The sequence below is a fragment of the Halorhabdus amylolytica genome, from assembly GCF_004944975.1.
Taxonomy (GTDB): Archaea; Halobacteriota; Halobacteria; order Halobacteriales; family Haloarculaceae; genus Halorhabdus; species Halorhabdus amylolytica.
In genome coordinates this window covers 42,846-62,674 of record NZ_SPQG01000017.1, presented here as the reverse complement: position 1 = coordinate 62,674, position 19,829 = coordinate 42,846, and the positions used below count along the sequence as shown (strand labels likewise).

General features: G+C 63.1%; 22 protein-coding genes, 1 tRNA gene and 1 pseudogene. 13 read left to right on the top strand and 11 right to left on the bottom strand.

What is annotated here, in order from left to right; all coding sequences use genetic code 11:
- From E3374_RS15695 to E3374_RS15685, 3 genes and pseudogenes are all read right to left on the bottom strand, one after another.
- Positions 1-541 (bottom strand): annotated as a pseudogene (locus E3374_RS15695) (RNA-guided endonuclease TnpB family protein); the annotation flags it as partial.
- 1,036 nt (positions 542-1,577) lie between these two features.
- A complete protein-coding gene (locus E3374_RS15690) occupies positions 1,578-3,434 on the bottom strand; it encodes a cation:proton antiporter domain-containing protein (protein ID WP_136689892.1) in 1,857 nt (618 codons plus the stop codon).
- Positions 3,435-3,491: 57 nt separating this feature from the next.
- A complete protein-coding gene (locus E3374_RS15685; RefSeq protein ID WP_136689891.1) occupies positions 3,492-4,244 on the bottom strand; it encodes a DICT sensory domain-containing protein in 753 nt (250 codons plus the stop codon).
- A 100-nt stretch (positions 4,245-4,344) separates the two neighbouring features.
- On the opposite strand from E3374_RS15685, the gene E3374_RS15680 reads away from it, so the two are divergent.
- Both E3374_RS15680 and E3374_RS15675 read left to right on the top strand, forming a co-directional pair.
- A complete protein-coding gene (locus E3374_RS15680) occupies positions 4,345-5,121 on the top strand; it encodes an alpha/beta fold hydrolase (RefSeq protein ID WP_136689890.1) in 777 nt (258 codons plus the stop codon).
- A 99-nt stretch (positions 5,122-5,220) separates the two neighbouring features.
- Positions 5,221-5,937: a type 1 glutamine amidotransferase gene (locus E3374_RS15675; protein ID WP_136689889.1), complete on the top strand. Its 717-nt coding sequence runs from the start codon at positions 5,221-5,223 to the stop codon at positions 5,935-5,937.
- Positions 5,938-6,034: 97 nt separating this feature from the next.
- On the opposite strand, the gene E3374_RS15670 is transcribed toward E3374_RS15675, so the two are convergent.
- Positions 6,035-6,199, bottom strand: a complete 165-nt coding sequence (locus E3374_RS15670; protein WP_345890603.1) for a DUF6757 family protein — start codon at positions 6,197-6,199, stop codon at positions 6,035-6,037.
- A gap of 63 nt (positions 6,200-6,262) precedes the next feature.
- Positions 6,263-7,039 (bottom strand): PHP domain-containing protein, encoded by a 777-nt coding sequence (locus E3374_RS15665; RefSeq protein WP_136689899.1) that lies wholly within the window; start codon positions 7,037-7,039, stop codon positions 6,263-6,265.
- Positions 7,040-7,197: 158 nt separating this feature from the next.
- On the opposite strand from E3374_RS15665, the gene E3374_RS15660 reads away from it, so the two are divergent.
- Positions 7,198-7,485, top strand: a complete 288-nt coding sequence (locus E3374_RS15660; protein ID WP_136689887.1) for a DUF5789 family protein — start codon at positions 7,198-7,200, stop codon at positions 7,483-7,485.
- 24 nt (positions 7,486-7,509) lie between these two features.
- Here the strand turns inward: E3374_RS15660 and E3374_RS15655 are convergent, their stop codons facing one another.
- From E3374_RS15655 to E3374_RS15640, 4 genes are all read right to left on the bottom strand, one after another.
- Positions 7,510-7,914 carry a hypothetical protein gene (locus E3374_RS15655; RefSeq protein ID WP_136689886.1) on the bottom strand — a complete coding sequence of 135 codons (405 nt, stop codon included), beginning with the start codon at positions 7,912-7,914 and terminating at the stop codon, positions 7,510-7,512.
- Between the two features lies 1 nt (position 7,915).
- Positions 7,916-8,602, bottom strand: a complete 687-nt coding sequence (locus E3374_RS15650) for an RAD55 family ATPase (protein WP_136689885.1) — start codon at positions 8,600-8,602, stop codon at positions 7,916-7,918.
- A gap of 69 nt (positions 8,603-8,671) precedes the next feature.
- A complete protein-coding gene (locus tag E3374_RS15645) occupies positions 8,672-8,962 on the bottom strand; it encodes a DUF7577 domain-containing protein (protein WP_136689884.1) in 291 nt (96 codons plus the stop codon).
- A 69-nt stretch (positions 8,963-9,031) separates the two neighbouring features.
- On the bottom strand, positions 9,032-9,610 hold the full coding sequence (locus E3374_RS15640) for a response regulator transcription factor (RefSeq protein ID WP_136689883.1): 579 nt from the start codon (positions 9,608-9,610) through the stop codon (positions 9,032-9,034).
- A gap of 188 nt (positions 9,611-9,798) precedes the next feature.
- Here E3374_RS15640 and E3374_RS15635 point away from each other — a divergent pair, with 188 nt between their 5' ends.
- The 5 genes from E3374_RS15635 (at position 9,799) to E3374_RS15615 (ending at position 13,357) form a co-directional block, all read left to right on the top strand.
- Positions 9,799-10,857: an anthranilate phosphoribosyltransferase gene (locus tag E3374_RS15635; protein ID WP_136689882.1), complete on the top strand. Its 1,059-nt coding sequence runs from the start codon at positions 9,799-9,801 to the stop codon at positions 10,855-10,857.
- Between the two features lie 51 nt (positions 10,858-10,908).
- Entirely contained in the window at positions 10,909-11,241 is a 333-nt protein-coding gene (locus tag E3374_RS15630) for a hypothetical protein (RefSeq protein WP_136689881.1), read from the top strand.
- A 29-nt stretch (positions 11,242-11,270) separates the two neighbouring features.
- Positions 11,271-11,657, top strand: coding sequence for a DUF5658 family protein (locus E3374_RS15625; protein WP_136689880.1), 387 nt, complete (start codon positions 11,271-11,273; stop codon positions 11,655-11,657).
- Between the two features lie 214 nt (positions 11,658-11,871).
- A complete protein-coding gene (locus tag E3374_RS15620; RefSeq protein ID WP_136689879.1) occupies positions 11,872-12,255 on the top strand; it encodes a DUF5658 family protein in 384 nt (127 codons plus the stop codon).
- Positions 12,256-12,316: 61 nt separating this feature from the next.
- Positions 12,317-13,357: a zinc-dependent alcohol dehydrogenase family protein gene (locus E3374_RS15615; RefSeq protein ID WP_136689878.1), complete on the top strand. Its 1,041-nt coding sequence runs from the start codon at positions 12,317-12,319 to the stop codon at positions 13,355-13,357.
- Positions 13,358-13,374: 17 nt separating this feature from the next.
- On the opposite strand, the gene E3374_RS15610 is transcribed toward E3374_RS15615, so the two are convergent.
- On the bottom strand, positions 13,375-13,911 hold the full coding sequence (locus tag E3374_RS15610) for a hypothetical protein (protein WP_136689877.1): 537 nt from the start codon (positions 13,909-13,911) through the stop codon (positions 13,375-13,377).
- A gap of 165 nt (positions 13,912-14,076) precedes the next feature.
- Here E3374_RS15610 and E3374_RS15605 point away from each other — a divergent pair, with 165 nt between their 5' ends.
- Positions 14,077-14,622, top strand: coding sequence for a peptidylprolyl isomerase (locus E3374_RS15605; RefSeq protein WP_136689876.1), 546 nt, complete (start codon positions 14,077-14,079; stop codon positions 14,620-14,622).
- Positions 14,623-14,726: 104 nt separating this feature from the next.
- Positions 14,727-15,080 carry a ferredoxin gene (locus E3374_RS15600; RefSeq protein WP_136689875.1) on the top strand — a complete coding sequence of 118 codons (354 nt, stop codon included), beginning with the start codon at positions 14,727-14,729 and terminating at the stop codon, positions 15,078-15,080.
- A 28-nt stretch (positions 15,081-15,108) separates the two neighbouring features.
- Here the strand turns inward: E3374_RS15600 and E3374_RS15595 are convergent, their stop codons facing one another.
- Positions 15,109-15,645: a GNAT family N-acetyltransferase gene (locus tag E3374_RS15595; protein ID WP_136689874.1), complete on the bottom strand. Its 537-nt coding sequence runs from the start codon at positions 15,643-15,645 to the stop codon at positions 15,109-15,111.
- A 122-nt stretch (positions 15,646-15,767) separates the two neighbouring features.
- Here E3374_RS15595 and E3374_RS15590 point away from each other — a divergent pair.
- From E3374_RS15590 to E3374_RS15580, 3 genes are all read left to right on the top strand, one after another.
- Positions 15,768-15,842, top strand: a tRNA-Val gene (locus E3374_RS15590).
- Between the two features lie 748 nt (positions 15,843-16,590).
- Positions 16,591-18,468: an ABC transporter substrate-binding protein gene (locus E3374_RS15585; protein WP_136689873.1), complete on the top strand. Its 1,878-nt coding sequence runs from the start codon at positions 16,591-16,593 to the stop codon at positions 18,466-18,468.
- A 265-nt stretch (positions 18,469-18,733) separates the two neighbouring features.
- Positions 18,734-19,825: an ABC transporter permease gene (locus E3374_RS15580; RefSeq protein WP_136689872.1), complete on the top strand. Its 1,092-nt coding sequence runs from the start codon at positions 18,734-18,736 to the stop codon at positions 19,823-19,825.
- Positions 19,826-19,829 lie beyond the last annotated feature (4 nt).

The window sequence follows — 19,829 nt, the reverse complement described above, 5'->3', positions numbered from 1 at the left end:
TCGTCTCTGTGACAACAGCAATGTGGAGGTAGTAGTCGCCGTCACGGTGATGCAGTGTCGCCTCGCGTTTCTCCCACTCTTCACAGAAGTATGTCGTCGGTGGGACGTCTTCGTCAGGGAGGACGTACTCGGCTTCGATACGGCCGTCCACGGTCGCAAGCGTAGCGTACTCGTCGTAGTAGGTGATTGCGTTGAGATTGTAGACGACTGAATCGGACGTGAACTCTGGTTTCGAGGGATTTTCCCCGTCTTTGCGTTTCTCGGCACAGGAATCGAGTGCGTCAGCGGCCCGATTCCGAGCGGCGCACACGAGGTCAGCGTTAAGTTCGTCGGTGGCTTCGCGTACTGCGTCGTATGTCCGGTCGTGTAGCTCAGTTTTCGACGTGACGATATAGTCGTCTTCAGTGCCGTTCCAGCCGTCGTCTGCAACCATCTGAGCGGCCTGTTTGAAGCGGTCTATCGTCTCTTGGAGAAGGCGGTGAGCATCGTCGTCTACGTCAAGTTTCACGACGGCAGTCCGTCGAAGCTCCACAGTTACCATATGTATTTGAGTTAGTATAAAAGTTACTCATATAGTGAAATAAAACTGGGGAGTCAGCTGTGGTGTAGCCGGTGGATTGCTGTATGGAGCGTACGCGATTCCCTCCCGCCCTGTTCGCTCCTCGGTTCCGACTGGCGTCGGAACTCTCGTCACTCACGGGAAGGGCGGGATTCCCTCGCTGTATCAAGATCGTTGCCCCGGGCGACAGCCGGATTGCCCGTGACGGCCGCGACGCAGTAACACGGTCGTGAAGATGTTCGACAAGCGAGTTGAGATATAATACTAGTAAACTTATATATAGAAGAATTAGACATATACCATATAGGTAAGATAATTAGTAATTCAGTTGATTTATTCGGGACGAGCGTTTCAGACGGAGACGTTCCTCACTGGTCAATCGGAACGGCAGTTCCCGCGACGATCCGGCACTTTGGCCGGGCCTCGTGACGAATGTCCCTTCGCTGAGCCACAAAACAGGTGCACGTTGCTGGGACATCTGCTCGAAGAATGTTCCAATGGCGAAGTTATATTATTTAGACGACAAGATCGACAAATCCGGTCGTTCGTCCCAAGACCGGGAGAAATCCGGCCCAAAGCGGGAATCGTAGTCCCTGTATCCTCATCTCGACGTCGCCGACGTCCCGATCTCCCGAACGCCGACGTTACTCGGTTCCACCGGCGCCACGATGGATGTCCCGGAATAGACTTTCGAACAAGTACCAGATACATACGTATATTCTTTTTCTGTTTTGTTTCATCTACAGACATTTTGAATATGTGATTTATATTGAAATACTCATCTCACAGGATAGCAAACAGCCTCCGAGAAGCCGCCCGGGCAACGCACGTGATCCCCCACACTCCGGTCAGTCATCCGTCCGGGCAGCGGTGACAGCTTGCAACGGGACGTGCGTAAGGACCGTCCCGATGCCGAAGGCGATAGGAACGAGCGGCGTGGACATCTTCGACGCTGGATCCGCGGTCATAGGCACGGGAGCGTCGGGACTTCGGGGGTGATCTGAAACGGCAGGCACATTCACTCGCAGTACTTGAGGGCGGCGCGGACCGCGTCGTGATGGCCCAGGAACGTGAGATGGTCACCTCGTTCGATCCGCTGGTCCGGGTCGGGGATGTAACTCTCGCCGTCACGCGTGATCATCGCCAGGTGGGCGCCCTCCGGGATGGACGCCGAGAGTTCTGCGACCGTCTCGCCGACGTGTTCCTCGGCGGTCACCTCGATCTCCTGGACGTCGCCAGTTTCGTCGAGTTCCGTCATCCAGCGGGCGATCGCGGGTCGCTCGACGAGGTTGTCCATCGACCACGCGATCGCCCGCCAGCTCGAAACCGTCTGGACGTCCAGATCGTCGAAGGCGTCGGTGTTACCCGGTTCGTTCACCCGCGAGATGACAGTCTCGACGCCGAAGGTATTGTTCGCCAACTGGGCGACCAGCAGGTTGACGTCGTCGTCGGCAGTCGCCAGAGCGACAATCCGGGCGTTTCCGATCCCAGCCGCCTCCAGCACGCTCTGCTCGGTGGCGTCACCGTGTCTGACGGTGTAGCCGTCGGCGCGCAGTGACTCGACGACAGCTTCGTCGACCTCGACGATTACTACCTCCTCACCCCGGTCGGCGAGACGGTCGGCCAGCGATCGTCCGATCCGGCCGCCCCCGACGATGATGACTCGTTTTGGGATCACGTTCAGTGCCTGGGCGATATGTCGCGCCCCGCCCCCTTCAAACGTCACGGTCAGGAAGATGACCAGGAAGACGGTCCCGACCAGCGTCGTCGCGGCTGTCGGGTCCTGGGACTGGAGTTCGAGCGCGAACAGTGTCGCGACGGAAGCGGGAATGATCCCACGGGGACCGACGCCACTCATGAACGCCCGTTCGGGGAGTGTAAACGGTCGTCCGACCGTACAGAGCAGCACTGCGAGCGGTCGTACGACGGCGGCGACGAGCACCGCAACGAGGACACCTGCGAGTCCGAGGAACTGGAGGTCACCAAGCGAGAGCAGCGACGCCAGCGTGATGAACACGAAAGAGTTGACCAGCAGCGTCACGTCGCCCTTGAACTGTTCGACCGTCTCCCGATAGGGCAGGTCGACGTTCCCGAGGACGAACCCGGCGGTCGCGACCGCGGCGATCCCCGCTTCGGAGAGGAGCGACTCGGCCCCGCCATAGGCGATCAGTGCGGCGACGAGGACGATCAGCCGAGCGTTCTGGGGTTCGTTGTCTGTCGGACCCAGCCGCGAGAGGACAGTCGTCGCGAGGGCGGCGACGACGAGTCCGACGGCCACACCCGCACCGAGTCGGGAGAGAAATTCCCGGAAGAACAGCCCCACACCGCGCGTCTCCAGCACCACGTACTCGAAGACCACGACTGCGAGGATGGCGGCTATCACGTCGTTGATTACGCCCTCCGTTTCCAGCGTGGAAGCGACCCGCTCGCGGACCGGCACCACGTTCATGATCGGGGTGATAACCGTCGGCCCCGTCGCGATCAGTAACGAGCCGATCAGAAGTGCGAGCCCCCAGGTGGCGTCCAACAGGGTGTGGACGACGAGAGTCGTTCCCAGCAGGGTGATCGCGGCGCCGATCGTGACGAGCCGGAACGTCGTCCGGGGGGCCTCTCGAAGGCGCTCGGTCCGGAGCGAGAACGCCCCCTCGAAAACGATGATGGCAACGCTGAGCCCGACGATTGCGGGGAGGGCGCCCCCACCCCCACCGAAGACGGCTGGCGTGACCACGCCCAGTCCCTCCGGGCCGACGATAACGCCGGTCAGAAGCAGGAACAGGACGCTGGGCACCTGCATCCGATCCGAGATGACCTGCGCGAGGACCCCGAGACTGGCGATGGTCACGACGATCTGGATGATCTCGACGGTACCACTCACGGTTTGTCTTCAGCACCGAACGCAATCAAGATGACGACCCACCGGCCGACACCACGGTCAGCCTCCGTACGTGCTCCGCAGGTGATCGAGTATGTCGTCGACCAGCCTCGCTTCGAACGTCCAGTACCCGCGGTACTCGTTAGGGCCGATCTCCTCTGCGACCAGGGCAGCCTTGCGGTCGTCCTCGCCGTCACCGTCGTGGACGACGAACCAGGACGTTCGCAGTTCCTCGGTCTCGCCGGCGTGGACCGTCAGCCGATCGACGAACGTCGGCGGTTCCCAGTCGTCGACCCCGTAGACGTGAGTGTCGACGCCCGAGTTCGCGAGTGTCTCGTAGGCCTCGCTCGTCCCACGTTCGTCGAGCAGTCGCGAGAGACGCTGGAACGACGAGTGCAGGGTGCCCGAGTCCGTCTCCAGCGCCAGCGACTCGATATGTCGAGAAATATGAATCAACAGGAACTTCTGTTTGTCCTCGACGGTGAAAGTCACGTCGGCGAGGTGTGCGACGACCTCCGGCGTCTCGACCTCCTCGATCGGGACTGTCCCGGTCACGTACAGATCCGAGTTGACGAGCAGGAGCGTCTCACTGACGTCGTCCATCCGCGAGACAGCGAGTGAACCCGTCGTCTCGTCTCTGAGGAGTACCACGTCGCCCGGGGCGTCGGGATCCTCGGCTTCCGAGATGGCCACCCGGTCCGATTCGAACATGTCCTCGAGCATTCGATAGAGGGGATCGACCGACTCGCGGTTGAGTACCGTGACCGTCTTCTCTCGGTCGTCGACGACATCGATGAACTCCGTAATCCCCATTAGTCCCCCATTGGACGTCAGGGCCTTTAGATTCGTGGGTCAGCGCAAGAACCCGACGGAAACCGCCGACCATTTGCTGGGGACTCCCCAAGAGACGATCATGTCGACTGTCGAAACCCGTGGCGTCCGACTGCGGTACGCTGTCGCTGGCGAGGGCGAGCCGGTCGTGTTCGTCAACGACGCCGGGTTCGGCGCGTGGCTCTGGAGCCACCTCCAGCCGGCCCTCGTCGGGCCCTATCGGACGGTCGTCTGGGACCTGCGCGGGACCGGCGAGTCCGACACGCCAGGGGGCCCCTACGCGCTGGAAACGCTTCTCGAGGACCTGGGCGCGGTGATTTCGGCGATCGACGAACGTCGTGTCCACCTCGTGGGTGCCGGGCTTGGTGGGGTGATCGCCCTCGAGTACGCCCGCGAGCACGATCACGTGGCCTCGCTCACGGTGCTGGGGACGGCCGAGGGCGATGCCGTCGACGCCGACGCGCTCGCGTCGCTGACCGCGCCGGCCGACGACCCGGACGCGCTTCGGGAGTCCCTCGAGGCGGCGTTCGCGCCGGGTGTGCTCGAAGCTCACCCCGAGGAGATCGATCGTATCGTCGAGTGGCGCGCCCGTGACGACGCCGATCCGGACGGCTGGGCGGCCCAGCGGGCGGCCTGGCTGGGTGCGGACCTGCCGGATCGCTACGAGATCACGACGCCAGCCCTGGTGGTGAGCGGGGCCGAGGACCGGATCGTCGATCCGACGGCGACGGCACGCCTGGCCGAGGAACTCCCACGCGGCGAGCATCTGCCCCTCGAGGGCGGACATCTGTTCCCGGTCAGCGAGAGCCAGGTCGTTGCAGACGAACTGCTGGCCTGGCTGGACGAACGAACGGACTGATGCCATGGCGTTCTACGGACGTCAGTGTCCCGTCGGAGAGTGTGGCAGATACTGCCACAATTCGGGGACATATATGAACGGGTCCTGTTGAGTGACTCAATGAGTCGCCCACGTATCGCGCTGTTGAACGCTGCTCACGGCGACGAGCACACGCCCCGGAACTTTCGCCGAGAACTGGCCGCGGACCTCGTCGAGTTCCGGACGACCGAGCGCGATCTGCCGGAGACCGTCGGATTCGATGGATTCGTGGTCACGGGCTCCCGGGCCTCGGTCTACTGGGACGAGCCGTGGATCGCGGATCTGAAGGAGTGGGTCGGGGAGGCGATCGACCGTGGGCTGGCCGGGCTGGGTGTCTGTTTCGGTCACCAGTTGCTCGCGGACGTCCTCGGCGGCGAGGTCGAGGCCATGGGCGAGTACGAGATCGGCTACCGCGAAGTGCGACGGGCGCGGGAATCGCCACTGTTCGCGGGAATCGACGAGACGTTCACCGTGTTCACGACCCACTCCGATCGCGTCGCCGAGTTGCCCCCGGGAGCCACGCTGCTCGCAGAGAACGACTACGGGATCCACGGCTTCCGTCGTGGGACCGTCTTCGGCGTACAGTTCCATCCCGAATACGATCGAGAGACAGCACGGAGCGTCACCCGGGGAAAGGACGAACTCGGGGACGAACGGAAACGACGCGTCCTCGAGAGAATTACCGAGAGGAACTACCGGTCGGCCTGTGAGGCCAAACAGGTGTTCGGGAACTTCACAGACGCGATCACGACGGGGGCGGCGACCGACTCGCGGGTCGGTACTCTCGCGGACGACTAGATCGGGAAAGCGTCGTGTGGCTGGGCTCGTGGTCAATCATGACGGCACGTTCGAACCGGAACCGCTTCGAAGAGCTCTACTGTTCTGGAGGGGGCGCTCACGATTCGCGATCGATGTCCAGATCCTCGCCGACGCCCTCAATCCAGTCGCCATCGGCCAGTTCGGACATGCGCTCACGGAAGTGCTCCTCACAGACGCCCACCTTGACGGCGTCCTTCTCGACCGCGACCTCGGCCTCGCGGTCGCAGTAGTGACACTGCATACCTGGGAGTAGGGCGTCGGGCACATTGAAGCCTCCGCTCGCGTCCGACAGACGGCAGACGGGTCAGGGGGACAGCCGATCCCGGACGCGCTCGTAGGCCTGGTCGTCGAGGCCGGCGACCCCGAGCCGTTCGTCGTGGGCGTCGCTCCCGCCCGTCGCCAGCAGGTCGTTTTCCGCGATCACGGCCTCGACTGGGCCGAGGTCGACTGTTCCCTCGTAGGGATAAACCAGTTCGACGGCCCCGAGGTCGCCGGCCCGGGACAGCGCCGCGTCGGGGTCGTCGTAGCGAAGCGGATGAGCGAGACTTACCAGATCACACGCCCCAGCCAGCAACTCGCGACCGCGTTCGTAGGGTGTAATCTCACGGGCGACGTAACAGGGCCCGTCGTCGCCGATGAGGTTCTCGAACGCTCCGTCATACCCGTACGGCGCGTCACTTTCGGCGATCGCATGCGCGACGTGTGGCCGACCCACGCCCGGATCGAACGACACGTCGAGGTCGACGCCGATGTGATCCTCGACCCGGGAGACGACCGCCCGGGCGCGCTCGATCCGGTCGCGCTGGAGTCGCTCTAGCTCCGCCCGGAGATCGTCGGTCGGCTCGATCCCGTAGCCCAGCAGATCGAGACGCTGGTCGTCCGTCGTCACCCGGAGTTCTATCCCACCGATCACGGTGACACCCGCCCGTTCGTCCATCGACGACTCGCCGGGAGGCAACCGATCGTGATCCGTGATGGCGACCGCTTCGAGATCCGCCCGGCGGGCCGCGCCCGCGACCCTCTCGGGCGCGAGCGATCCGTCCGATCGCGTCGTATGGACGTGTAAGTCGGCGACGACCATGGACCAGGTTGGCATAGGGGACCCTTCCGCCTTGTGGTGGCCCCGGCGTGGATGTGGGAATCGACCCGACCGACCCCATGACGCGTGTGTGACTCCTTACCACGATATACGATTATTAATTGTTAAGGTTTATTAGGGACCATGGCATTCAGGTGAGTATGCGAACGATCCAGGACGCGACCGACCGACTCGGCACGCATCGCTATCCGACGACGACCGACGACCTGCTGGCCGCCCACGGCGACGTCGAGATCGAGTACTCGAATAGTTCGGAGACCCTCGCGGAGATCTTCGGGCGACTCGATCGTGAAACCTACGAGACACACGAGGAGGCCACCGCCGCGCTGTACTCCGCAGTCAGCAGCGACGCGATCGGCCGGAAGTTCTACAGCGATCGCGATCCCTTCAGTCCCGGGGCGGACTTCCGGACTCAGCGGTCGCTGTAGGCGCAGTTTCTGACGTCCGCCACGTTATTTTCGCAGGAACTCGGGCAGGCGCTCGGCCTCGAATCGATCTTCGACGGGTCGATCAAGCAGATCCATCGACTCCAGGGCTGCCGGGAGTCCGTCGCGATCGCCCGTCGGGAGTTCGTCCTCGTCGACGGTGGTCTTGGGACCGTCCTCGACCAGGGACTCCCAGACGTCCTCGTCACCGTCGAACTCTTCCCGACGTCCCGAGGCCTTCCGCTTGCCCTCCGCGTAGGCGAGTTCGACGATGCTCCGGTCGTAGGAGTTGGCGGCCGTCTCGATGACGCGTTCGTACTCCTCAGGGTCGGGTTCGCCAAGCACTGCCGCGACGCCCAGCGCGAACGCGCGTTCGGCTGCCTCGTCCTTGCCCAGCGTCTCCCAGTCGGTACCGTAGGTGCGGTCGTACATGTCAGGCCTGGACTTTCCGATCCGTGTAGACGCACAGTCCCTCGTCGGTGAACTCGATCTCCCGGATGTCACAGTCGATGGCGGTCCCGCGCATCTTGATTACCTGAATGCCGCGTTGCATCCCGCCGGACTCCAGGAAGTTGTGGAAAAAGATGACGCCGTGAGCCAGGTAGTGCTCGTCGGAGTACGCGCTCGGGTCGGTCATCTCAGAGATGAGAATGATCGTGGCCTGGGTCTGTTTCAGCGCCGAGAGAAAGCCTGTTATCTCCTCGCTAACGTCGTTGAAGAAGTGCTGGAGTAGCATCGTCGAGTCGATGACCACCCGATCGACGCCGTTAGACTCGATGTAGGCCACGAGGCGGTTCGTCAACCCTCCCTCGTTGCCGAACTGCGAGATCGCGCGCTTGCCGGGCTCGGTCACGAGGTTGAGAAACTGCACAGCGTTCGACTGGATGGCGCGGTCGAAGCCGAACTCGAAGCCGGACATGTCCTCCCGAAGCTCGGATTTCGTCTCGTGCATCGTCACGTACAGGCAGTTCTCCCCCTTCTTGGCGCCCTGGGTGATGAACATCGAGGAGAACGTCGTCTTCCCACTGCCCGGCGGGCCGCTGACGACGTAGAGGCGATCCGACAGCAGTCCACCGTCGACGAGTTCGTCGAACCCCGGCACGCCACTGGCCACACGCATACCGGAGCAATGACACCGTCAGCACTAAGGTGTTTCTTCGGTGTTCTCAGTGGTGATACTCGGGACGGTTCAGCGCAATTCCCGGACGCACTCCCGACAGTAGGTGTAATTCGGCTCGCGCTCGTTGGACGCCCCGCAGTACGGGCAGCGCACCGACCCGTCGGGGACTGTCCCGTCGCTGCCCTGTCCGTCCCGATCCGGGCGGTCGACCGCCGGATGAGTCGCCACGTCACCCTCAGTGTACCCCGGCGTCGGCTCCTCGAAAGACGTACCGTCACCCTGGAGATACCAGTAGATCACCGCCTGAAATAGCAGGAACCCCAGCAGGTACGCCGCGATCCAGCCCCAGACTGGAGCCATGTGTTAACTTATGTCCCGGTAGTACTTGGGTGTTCGGTTCCAGAACAATCCGTCCGCGCCAGCGGGCGATCACTCCCCGCCTGTGTCGAGGTCCTTGAATACGGTAGAGAAATCGTCGTCGTCGAAAGTGGAGAGGGTCTCGTCGAGTCCCTCCCTGAGTTCGTTCCGCCGATCCAGCAGTCGCTGGAACGCGTCGTTGCGCTTTAGTTCGGCTTCGCTCTTGTTGGCCCGGAGAGTTGCCAGTTTCGTGGTCAGTCGGTAGAACTGCTGGAACTGTTCCTCGTAGGATCGAAAGGAGAGCAGTTTCTCGATCGTCTCGAACAGCTCGTCGCGAGAGACCGGCTTGGTGACGTAATCGTCGAACGGCATCTCGATGACGTCGAAGTCCGGATCGACAGCCGTCACCATCGCGATCCGGCAGTCGAGGTCGCGCTCTCGGATCTTCTCGAGAACCTCGTCGCCGGAGATACCTGGCATCCGCCTGTCCAGCAGGAGCACGTCGACGGTGTCGTCGGCGGTTTCGAGGGCCTCCTGACCGCTGTAGGCCGTCAGAACCGTGTATCGGTCCTCGAGTTGGGCCGCGTAGGCGTCGGCGACGTCAGCCTCGTCGTCGACCACCAGCACGATCGGGGCGACACTTGCGGACATCTAACGGTCGATACTGGCGTGGCAGGTGTCATAAGGTTTCTGCCGCGGCACCACCGGCGTCACGGGATCACCGTATCAGACATCCGACCGGAACGAAGACGATCAGATGGCGAAGTGGGCGTCATCGATGACGACGAAACCTCGCCGCAACCCCGTGTCTTAAGCACGGTTCGGTGCCACGTCCGACCATGACTGAGGACTCAACGGGAGAGTGGTCCCTCCACAGATTGATGACGGAGGTAGTCGGTTCCGGCCACAAGTCGGCCGACGACATGACGCGTGGACAGGCCCGCGAAGCCATGGAACGGATCCTGGCCGACGAGCCGGCCGAAACGACTCTCGGGGCGTTCTGGCTGGCAAACCGCTGGAAGCGCAACACGTCCGCCGAACTCGCCGCGTTCGTCGACGTACTCCGGGAGAGGAGCGTCCGGACGGCGGCGCCCGAGGTCGACCCGGTCGACTGTGGCGCCAATTACGACGGCAAGGGCTCGACCGCGCTGGTGGGGGCCGCTGCCGGACTCGTCGCCGCCGCGGCCGGAACGCCGGTCGTCGTCCACAGCGGCGACCGCGTCCCAACCCAGAAACAGCCCGCCTACAAGCACGTCCTCGACGAACTCGGCGTGCGGACGGACCTCGATCCGGCCGAGAGTGCCAGCATGGTCGAGGAGATCGGCTTCGGCTTCTACTACCAGCCGAACTTCGATCCCGGCACGACAGCGTTGTTCGACCGTCGCGACGAAATGGGCGTTCGCACGTTCGTCAATACGATCGAGACGCTCGCGAACCCCGCGAACGCGACCGTCCATCTGGGCAGTTTCTACCACCTCGCATTCGCGAAGAAACTCGCCGGCACGCTCGAAGCTTCCCGGGAACTTCCGTTCGAGCGTGCCCTGTTCGTTCAGGGCCTGGAGGGCTACGACGACGTCCGGCCGGGATCGACGACGGTCGCCGAGTGGGACGGCGAGGAGATCACGGACGCCACGATCGAGACCGCCGAGTACGGTCTCGACGCTGGAGAGATCGCCCTCGAAGTGGCGGACGTCGTCGCCGACTCCGCAGCCATCACAGAGGAAGTTCTCGCTGACGAACGGACGGACGCGTTCGCGGACGCCGTGGCACTCAACGCCGCGTTGCGCATGTACGCACGCGAGGACGTCCCCGACATCGAGACGGGCATCGAGACTGCCAGAGAGACCCTTCGCGACGGGACGGCGTCGGCGAAGCTGGACGCACTACGGGCGTTCTGAGTCGCCAGCCGGAGTCCGCGGACCTATAGTTCTTCGGGTCGTTGGTCCCGTATGGTCGAAGTTTCCTACTACTGTCCGTACTGTGGCGCAGTCACGAGCGTCGACCGCGCCCCGGAGTTACGGGACGGGTCAGTACGGGCCCATCCGGATCCCGATCGGCAGTACGCCGACACGACGGGTGACCTCGAGGCCGCAGACGGGATCGAATTCGTCTGTCTGGGGGACGTGGACGCGCCCGATCGAGGGTCCGGCCGGCCCGAGACGGGCGACGTCACGTTCAGAACAGACCGACAGGACGGCCCGATCCCCGGCAAGGACGGGTGTGGCCGGACGTTCTACCTCAATTACTACCGATCACCGGCGTGGATCGAGCGACGGACGTGATCGGCGGAAACTCTTCTCTCACGTGGACTATGGACCCAAGAACCCTTCCCGAAGGACTCGTGCCCGCCTGGTTCGAGGCGGGCCTGTTCGCCCTCGAGGACTTCCTCGAACCGCGGCCGTTGCCGGAGGCCGACGCAGTCCTCTGGACGGTCGTGCTCGTCGGATCCGCACTCGACGTCGTGACGACCATCGTCGGGGTCGGTAGAGGAATCCCGGAGGGGAACGCGGTCGCGCGGGCGTTCATGGCTACCTACGGCACGCCGGGGATCGGCGCCCTCAAACTCATCGCCCTGCTCTTTCTGGTGGTCGTCTGGTACTACCTGGAAGGCGAATCCGCCCGACTCGTTCTCATGGGGTTCGCACTGGTGACGCTGCTGGTGAGTGCGCTCAACACGCTCACGCTCGCCGGCCTGTGAGCGCCAGTTCTCCTCAGGTCGACCGGGAGATCGGGAAAGCCTCCTGCTCGCGGAGAAGACAGATCAATGTGGCCGAAACCCCGGGTGGCGAACCCAGTCCGGTTCACATCGCTCCGGCGGCGTGTCCGGAACCGAAAGGATAAACACGCCAGTGGGTGACATGGAGCACAGAGGGCGACGAACGGGGATTCGTCGTCCGCAGACGGTGGGATGGATGGGAGACCAGCAGACAGCTACGGGACGGACAGTCCCGACACGGTGGAGTATCGACGCGACGAGCCGCATCGAGCAGAGCGTCCCGCTCTCGACGCTGACGATCGGCCTCTGGACGACGGTGTTCGCGGCGTCGGCGCTCGACATCCTGACGACGGCGATCGGGCTCCGGCTCGGACTCTCGGAGGGGAACGCACTCGCTCGCGGACTCGTCGAAACACTCGGTACGCCGGGACTCGCGGGGCTGAAGCTCGCCGCCCTGGCCGTCCTCGCGGTGACCTGGTATCTCGTCGACGAGCGGCGGGGTCACGCCGCACTCGCGGGGTTCGGTGGGGTCACCGTGATCGTGGTCGTCGTCAACATCGTCACGATCACCACGGCGTGACCCCCACAGGTTGGGGGATCGCGGCCACCGATTTAAGACCCACCCTCTCCAAGGATCGGGCATGCGCGCAGCCATTTACCGCGGCCCTGGCAAGATTTCGATTGAGGAGGTCCCGAAACCCCAGATCAAGTCACCGACGGACGCGATCGTCCGCGTGACCCACACCGCCATCTGTGGTTCGGACCTCTGGCCCTACCGTGGGGAATCCGATCATGACGTTCCCTCCCGGATCGGCCACGAACCCATGGGTATCGTCGAGGAAGTCGGCGAAGACGTGCGTTCTGTCGACCCGGGCGATCGCGTGTTTGCCCCGTTTGTCATCAGCTGCGGCGAGTGCGAGTTCTGCCGAAAGGGATTGTACACCTCCTGCGTGAACGGCGACTCCTGGGACGGCGAAAACGGCGGCGCTCAGGGCGAGTACGTCCGGGCACGCCACGCGGACGGGACGCTCGTCCGCGTGCCCGACCGCCACGCCGACGACGAGGACACCCTCCGGTCGATCCTCCCGCTGACAGACGTGATGGGAACCGGCCACCACGTGGCGGTCAGTGCGGGCGTCGAAGCAGGCTCGACCGCCGTGGTCGTCGGTGACGGGGCAGTCGGCCTCTGTGGCGTGCTCGCCGCACGGCGCCTGGGCGCCGAGCGGATCGTCGCGATGGGCCACCACGAGGACCGCCTCGAACTCGCCGAACAGTTCGGGGCGACTGAGACGATCGCCGCTCGCGGCGAAGAAGCGCTCGAGCGTGCACTGGAGGTCACGCACGGCGGCGCGAACCACGTCATGGAGTGTGTCGGTGCGGCCAGTGCGATGGACACTGCGATCGGCGTCGCCCGTCCCGGCGGGACCGTGGGGTACGTGGGCGTCCCCTACGGGATCGAGGACGGCGGGCTGGACATGTTCGGGCTGTTCGAGGACAACATCGCCCTCCGAGGCGGCGTCGCACCGGTTCGAGCGTACGCCGACGAGTTGCTCGCGGACGTTGTCGGCGGGAACCTGGATCCGTCACCGATCTTTACGAAAGTCGTCGATCTGGAGGGGGTACCGGAAGGCTATCGCGCGATGGACGAGCGCGAGGCGATCAAAGTGCTCGTAAAGCCCTGACGTCCCGGCAGAGCGACTCACTCCGGCTGTTTTGGTGCCCGTCCGAGGATCCGGTCAGCGAGACTGCCAAGGGCCTTCAACGCGACGTTGACGTACAGACCGACGATAAAGGATACACCGGCGGCGAAGCGCGCTCCCTCGACGCCCTCGACGTCACCGAAATACCCGAGAAAGAAGTAGACGCCGGCAGCGAGGATGCACGCGGCCGGGATCCGCATCGCCATCTCTACCAGGTGTTCCCATCGGTTCCACTCCGTGTACTGGTCGAGTTTGTGCATCAGTCGGGTGAAGACGTACCCGAACGTTCCGAGCGCGGCGTAGAGGTAGACGTACACTGGGACCGTCACCGGATTCGTCTCGGATCCGTCGGGGACCGCCACCACCCACTCGAGGAGCCCGGTCGAGAGTGCGATCCCGACCGCCGTCAGTAGCCCGAACACCCCGATCACGATCCAGTTCAACAGCGACCAGTCGACTTCGCTTTCGGCGTCCTCGATTTCTCCTTTCGTCTCGCCCGCGTGCTCCGGTTCCCCGCTCGATCCGTCCGATACCATGGAGTCACGTATTGGATCGGCAACAATAAATCAACTGTCGCCCGAGACGCGACGAGCGACGAAACCGGATCGACTGACGCACCGATCCACGGCGTTCTCGCCCGCTCGGAGCCGACACTCCACGGGATCACCACGGTTATCCATGGCCCACTCGTTTCCCCGTGCATGGGAGACCTGACAGCCACGCTGCAGACGACCCACGGCGACATCGAGATCGAACTGTACGACGAGCGAGTGCCGACGACCGTCGAGAACTTCGTCAACCTGGCGGCACACGATCCTGCGGCCGACGCCGAGCCGAGCCCGGAGACGCCGACCTGGGAGGACCCCGAGACGGGCGAGATCCGCGGCGACGCCTTCTACGAGGACAGCCCGATCCACCGTGTCATCGAGGGCTTCATGGTCCAGATGGGCGACCCGACGGGGACCGGCCGCGGCGGGCCGGGCTATACCTTCGACGACGAGTTCCACGACGATCTGGGCCACGATGGTCCGGGCGTCCTCTCGATGGCCAACTCCGGTCCGAACACCAACGGCTCACAGTTCTTCATCACACTGGACGCCCAGCCCCACCTCGACGGCGATCACGCCGTCTTCGGCGAGGTCGTCGATGGGATGGACGTACTCGAAGAGATCGGCAGTGTCGAGACCGATCCGCGTGACGAACCAGTCGATGACGTGCGGCTGGAGTCTGTCGAGATCAACGAGTAGACGTCTCGACGACCGGGCAAGCCACACGACTGGCCGTGTCCGGGATCCGGGCGGCTTTTGCATCCATCGGCACCTGCTTAGCGTCGGCCTTCCCTAATGCCGCTATGAGCGATATCGAGGACGACGCCGACGCCACGATCGATCCGGTGACGGTGGGGGAACGGGACGCACCGCCGGTCGCGGAGAAACCATACAAGGTGATTTTCGAGGCGAACAAGTGTATCGGTGCGGGCAAGTGCGCCCAGGTGGCCGACAACTGGGAACTGGATCTGGAGACAGGGATAGCCCGCCCGCAACGATACTTCATCGAAGACGGGGAACTGGAAGCGAACGTCGAGGCGGCCGAAGTCTGCCCGGCCAAGAAGGACCGCGGCGTGATCCACGTGATCGATCGTCGAACCGACGAGGAGATCGCCCCCGATCCACACGGCGACGGGACCGTCTCAGTCGAGTGGTGACGCCATAACGCGGTCCGGAAGCCGACGACTACGCGTCGTTCTCGAATTCATCGGCCAGCACGCCGTACCAGTGGACATCCCGGAACTGGCCGTCGGAGAACGTCGCCTCGCGGTGGACGCCCTCGTGGGTGAACCCGATTTTCTCCAGGACGCGCCGGGAGGCGTCATTGCCGTCGAAAACCTTGGCTTCGACCCGATGGAGACCGAGGTCACGGAAGGCGTAGGCGACGATCGTCCCGACGGCGTCAGTAGCGTAGCCGTTGCCCTGGTAAGCGGCCGCCACCCAGTACCCCAGTTCGCCCCGTCGGTCCTCCGTCGCGAGGTCGTGGAAACTCGCCATGCCGACCGGATCGGCATCGGCCGTGATCAGGAGATTGATGGTCTCTTCGTCGGAGATCGTCTCCTCGTAGAACTCTTCGAGTTGTTCGCGATTGGACGGAAAGGGCCATCCCAGTGTGCGCCAGACCCGTTCGTCCGATCGTTCACGCTGGACGAACTCCAGGTCGTTCTCCTCGATCGTCCGGAGGGACACGGTCTCACCTTCGAGAAACACTGGACCGGGCATGGCGCGTCGCTTGACCTACCCCCATATTAATCCTGTCGGGTCCGCTCGACCGGCTGCCGGAACGGGTCCGTTTCGAAACCTTCAATTGTACCTGCCATCTACCGACTTGTGTACGCCAGATCGGGTTGGTGGTCTAGGTTGGTTATGACACCTCCTTGACATGGAGGAGGTCGGCGGTTCAAATCCGCCCCAACCCATCCTGCGACGAACGGACGTGAGGAGCGGATGGTTTCGGCGGTTTGAGCCCAGAGGACGAGCGAAGCGAGTCCTCGCGGTTCAAATCCGCCCCAACCCACTTTTGCCGCGAACAAATCCGTGAGCGGCAGATGGTTCATACGGATTTGAAACACGGAACGAGCGAGCGATAGCGAGCGACGTTCAGGCGGTTCAAATCCACCGGAAGAGCTTCGCTCTTCCGAGCCCTCGTTCGCTTCGCTCACGAGGACGCCCCAACCCATCTTCTGACGGCGCAACACGACGGGCGAGGCGAGTCGTCAACGCCGTCAAAGTAGGCGGCGGTTTGAGCCCAGAGGACGAGCGAAGCGAGTACTCGCGGTTCAAATCCGCCGAGAGAGGGGGCTCCCTCGCCATACACGAGGGCGCCAGGACCCGCTCGTTTTTGGCCGGTACCCACGCATGAGCGTCGTGTATACGGCGTGATACGGACTGCTGTAACTGTTTACCGGTACGACCGCCCGAGTGCGGGCAGTCGATACCGAAATGACTTACAGCAGTCTGTATGAAGTGTGGACGTCCGATCGCAGACAGATCGAGGAGGCGATTCGGGTTTTTATGCAGCGATGGCGTGTTGGGCGTTAGTCCTTGGCAATTCTCAGTACTCTTGTGACCGATTATTCATTAATACGAGTGAACAATTGAATACCACGAAGTGATGTATCCAAGACCAGTACATTTAAACCCACCACTTTGTTACATGGTCGCATCATGTCCGACGACAACGGTATGAATCGACGGCGATTCCTCAAGGCCACCGGAGCAGCGACGGTCGGCGTCGGGTTGGCCGGCTGTAGCGGTGGAGGAGATACCGAATCCGAGGAGCCCGAAGAGACCGAGAGCGGGACCGACACGGGCGGCGGCGAAGGGACGACCGACGAGGGTGGCGACTACCAGCCCCCGAGCAGTTACCCGTACGGTATCAACGAGACGATGGTCGGCGAGGCTCAGCGGGTGATGGAGGAAGCTGGATACGGCCCGAACAATCGATACAACCTCGACTGGTTGCAGTACCAGAGCGGGGCTTGGGAGGAGATGGCGAACACGATCCGGGCCCGCCTGGACTCGGCGTACATCAACATGAACATCAGCGACGCAGATTTCGGGTCGCTGCTGGAGACGACCGAGAACGGCAACCACGAGGCGTTTACTCTCGGCTGGATCGCCGACTACCCAGCCGCCCAGAACTTTCTCCAGCTGGTCGACCCCGAAAACACGATCTACGACGCCGAGGGGTATACGCCAAACGGTGCGAGGCTGTTCTGGTCCGAGGACACGAAGGGTGAGGAGGCCATCCGCCAGTACGTCACCAAACAGTTCGACCGGATCCAGAACAACCCCGAGCTGACCGACGAGGCCCAAAGCGTCCGCGACGACGCCACCGTCAAGATCGAGCGGGCGCTGTGGGATTCGGCCGCACTCCTGCCAGTCTATCACGAGGTCGACCAGCGGTTCTGGTACGACCACGTCGACTACGATCCGCCGGGCGGGATGGGACCATCGCGTGCGAAGGTGAACATGTCCGTCAACGGGCTAGAGGGTGACGGCACCCTCAACGGCATCTCGGGCACGTATAGTTCCCTGGATCCGATCGCCTCGGGGAACACCGAGAGTGGCAACAAGATCATGGACATGTTCGACGCGCCGATGAACTACGTCAACGGGACGACGGAGGTCAAACCCCTTCTCGTCGAGGACTACACCGTCAGCGACGATCTCACGGAGTACGAGTTCACGCTGAAAGAGGGGATTCAGTTCCACGGCGACTACGGAGAGGTCACCGCCGACGATGTCGTCTATTCGTTCCGGCGGCTGATCGAGTCGGACAACTCCACGAACACGTACTTCCCGCTATCGGTACTGCAGATCGAACACGAGACAGACGAGGAGGGCAACGTCGTCTCCGGTTCGACTGCCGTCGAGGCGACGGGCGATTACACGTTCACTGTCACGCTCTCCAGCCCGTTCGGCTACGCGCTCGAAGTGCTCGCATACTCCGCGTTCTCCGTCGTCCCGGAGGGCATCGTGGGCGACGTCGAGGGCTACGAGGGCGAGATGGCCTGGGACGAGTTTTCGACGAATCCCGTCGGCTGTGGGCCATTCGTCTTCGAGGAGTGGCAAGAGGGCAACGGTGGGGAGTTCCGCGCCACGGCCTTCGAGGACTACCACGGCGAGACCCCGTCGTTCGCGGAGACCCACGAAGCGATCATCACCGAGGACAGCACCCGGTACAGCTACTTCCTGAACGAGAACGCCGACGTGGCGGAGATCCCGACGCCACAGTACAACCCCGAACTCGCTACCGAGGAGACGACCAACGAACGGGGCCAGGTCCTGGGCACGTACGGCCCGATGGAGGGAGAGCAGACGGTGAGCATGTCGACGACGCCGTCGATCAACACGTACTACCTCGGGTTCCACATGGAGAAGGTACCCAAGCCGGTCCGTCAGGCCATGGCCTACGTGATCACCCGTGAGGACTTCGTCGAGAGCGTCTTCAAGGGCCGGGGTGAAGCGGCCTTCCACCTGACTCCCAAGCAGGTCTTCCCGGGCGGCGCCGAGGGCTACGAGTCGAACTACCAGGAGTAGACACCCGTCCCAGGTGTCGTTTCCCGATCGACAACCGATATTGTTAAACCCACATAGCCGATACCAAGATCGGACAGTTCAGTATGCCCTCGAGGATGGAATTATCCGCAAGGTTACGGACACTGGTGCCGGATAGTCGAGGTCGTCCCGTTGTCTCTGCCGGATTCTGGAGGGAGACTCTGTTCGGGACCAAGCGGACGAGCGAGCCATGTTCGCCCGGACAGCACTTCGATCACGTGCCGAAGCCGAACGAGGGAGTTGAAATATGAACCGATTGCTCTATCTCGGAAAGCGGCTCCTGCTCGCGGTCCCGGTATTCCTGTTCGGCATTACGATGAGCTTCCTCATCATGTACCGGGGGCCGATCGACCCGGTCTTGAACATCCTCGGCCAGGACGCGACGCCGGCGGACGTCCGTCAGCTCAAGATCGCTCTCGGTATCATTTACCCCGACGGGACGCCGGTGCCACTGTGGTCACAGTACTTCAAGGTCGTCACCGACCTGGTGACGTTGGACTTCGGCCAGTCGTGGATCATCCAGCGTGGCACCGCGGTGACTGATCTCATTCTCAACCGGATGCCTGCGACGCTGTGGCTCGGCTTCTGGTCGGTCGTCATCGCCCTCGCGTTCGGCATCCCTGGGGGCCTGTACGCCGGCCTCCGGGCGAACACCTGGCGTGATTACATCACCTCGGGCGGCGGTATCATCTGGCGGGCGATGCCCAACTTCTGGCTCGCCGTGATGTTCGTCGGCGTGCTCTCGGCCGGCGGGGCCCTCTCGTTTTATCAGGATCTTCTCATTCAGACGGACGTCATCGGGACACCGGACGCCCTCGGGAACATGTTCGGTAGCGCTCACGTCTTCGCCGGCGTGCCGCTCCTCGAGGCGCTCTGGATACCGATCCCGAACTTGGAGAACCTGGCGATCGCGGTCAAGTGGATCTTCCCGGCGGCGCTGGTACTCGGCTCGGCGTCGATGGGTAACGAGATCCGCATCGGTCGGACAGCCGTCCTCGAGAGCATCAACTCGAAGTACGTCCAGACAGCCAAGGCAAAGGGAGTCTCGGGACGGCGGATCGTCACGAAACACGTCGGTCGGAACGCCCTCATTCCCCTGTTGCCGGTGATCATGGGCGAGTTCTACCTGCTGATCGGCGGTTCGGTTCTCGTCGAGAAGGTGTTCTCGATCAGGGGGCTCGGGAACATGTTCTTTCGGGGGATGCTGGGTCCGGATATCCCGCTCGTGATGGCGCTGGTATTCCTCTTCATTGTCGTCAATATCACGCTCAACATCTCCCAGGACATCCTGTATACGTTCATCGACCCGCGGATCACGTTGGAGGACACTGAGAGGTGACATC

What these genes read in the sequence shown, in the direction of transcription:
- E3374_RS15645 (WP_136689884.1), bottom strand. Translation starts at nt 8,962, where the DNA reads ATGGCTCCAGTCTGGGGCTGGATCGCGGCGTACCTGCTGGGGTTCCTG.
- E3374_RS15630 (WP_136689881.1), top strand. Translation starts at nt 10,909, where the DNA reads ATGGTCGAAGTTTCCTACTACTGTCCGTACTGTGGCGCAGTCACGAGC.
- E3374_RS15635 (WP_136689882.1), top strand. Translation starts at nt 9,799, where the DNA reads ATGACTGAGGACTCAACGGGAGAGTGGTCCCTCCACAGATTGATGACG.
- E3374_RS15685 (WP_136689891.1), bottom strand. Translation starts at nt 4,244, where the DNA reads ATGGGGATTACGGAGTTCATCGATGTCGTCGACGACCGAGAGAAGACG.
- E3374_RS15640 (WP_136689883.1), bottom strand. Translation starts at nt 9,610, where the DNA reads ATGTCCGCAAGTGTCGCCCCGATCGTGCTGGTGGTCGACGACGAGGCT.
- E3374_RS15670 (WP_345890603.1), bottom strand. Translation starts at nt 6,199, where the DNA reads ATGCAGTGTCACTACTGCGACCGCGAGGCCGAGGTCGCGGTCGAGAAG.
- E3374_RS15605 (WP_136689876.1), top strand. Translation starts at nt 14,077, where the DNA reads ATGGGAGACCTGACAGCCACGCTGCAGACGACCCACGGCGACATCGAG.
- E3374_RS15655 (WP_136689886.1), bottom strand. Translation starts at nt 7,914, where the DNA reads ATGTACGACCGCACCTACGGTACCGACTGGGAGACGCTGGGCAAGGAC.
- E3374_RS15665 (WP_136689899.1), bottom strand. Translation starts at nt 7,039, where the DNA reads ATGGTCGTCGCCGACTTACACGTCCATACGACGCGATCGGACGGATCG.
- E3374_RS15680 (WP_136689890.1), top strand. Translation starts at nt 4,345, where the DNA reads ATGTCGACTGTCGAAACCCGTGGCGTCCGACTGCGGTACGCTGTCGCT.
- E3374_RS15580 (WP_136689872.1), top strand. Translation starts at nt 18,734, where the DNA reads ATGAACCGATTGCTCTATCTCGGAAAGCGGCTCCTGCTCGCGGTCCCG.
- E3374_RS15620 (WP_136689879.1), top strand. Translation starts at nt 11,872, where the DNA reads ATGGGAGACCAGCAGACAGCTACGGGACGGACAGTCCCGACACGGTGG.
- E3374_RS15650 (WP_136689885.1), bottom strand. Translation starts at nt 8,602, where the DNA reads ATGCGTGTGGCCAGTGGCGTGCCGGGGTTCGACGAACTCGTCGACGGT.
- E3374_RS15675 (WP_136689889.1), top strand. Translation starts at nt 5,221, where the DNA reads ATGAGTCGCCCACGTATCGCGCTGTTGAACGCTGCTCACGGCGACGAG.
- E3374_RS15600 (WP_136689875.1), top strand. Translation starts at nt 14,727, where the DNA reads ATGAGCGATATCGAGGACGACGCCGACGCCACGATCGATCCGGTGACG.
- E3374_RS15660 (WP_136689887.1), top strand. Translation starts at nt 7,198, where the DNA reads ATGCGAACGATCCAGGACGCGACCGACCGACTCGGCACGCATCGCTAT.
- E3374_RS15615 (WP_136689878.1), top strand. Translation starts at nt 12,317, where the DNA reads ATGCGCGCAGCCATTTACCGCGGCCCTGGCAAGATTTCGATTGAGGAG.
- E3374_RS15625 (WP_136689880.1), top strand. Translation starts at nt 11,271, where the DNA reads ATGGACCCAAGAACCCTTCCCGAAGGACTCGTGCCCGCCTGGTTCGAG.
- E3374_RS15585 (WP_136689873.1), top strand. Translation starts at nt 16,591, where the DNA reads ATGTCCGACGACAACGGTATGAATCGACGGCGATTCCTCAAGGCCACC.
- E3374_RS15610 (WP_136689877.1), bottom strand. Translation starts at nt 13,911, where the DNA reads ATGGTATCGGACGGATCGAGCGGGGAACCGGAGCACGCGGGCGAGACG.
- E3374_RS15595 (WP_136689874.1), bottom strand. Translation starts at nt 15,645, where the DNA reads ATGCCCGGTCCAGTGTTTCTCGAAGGTGAGACCGTGTCCCTCCGGACG.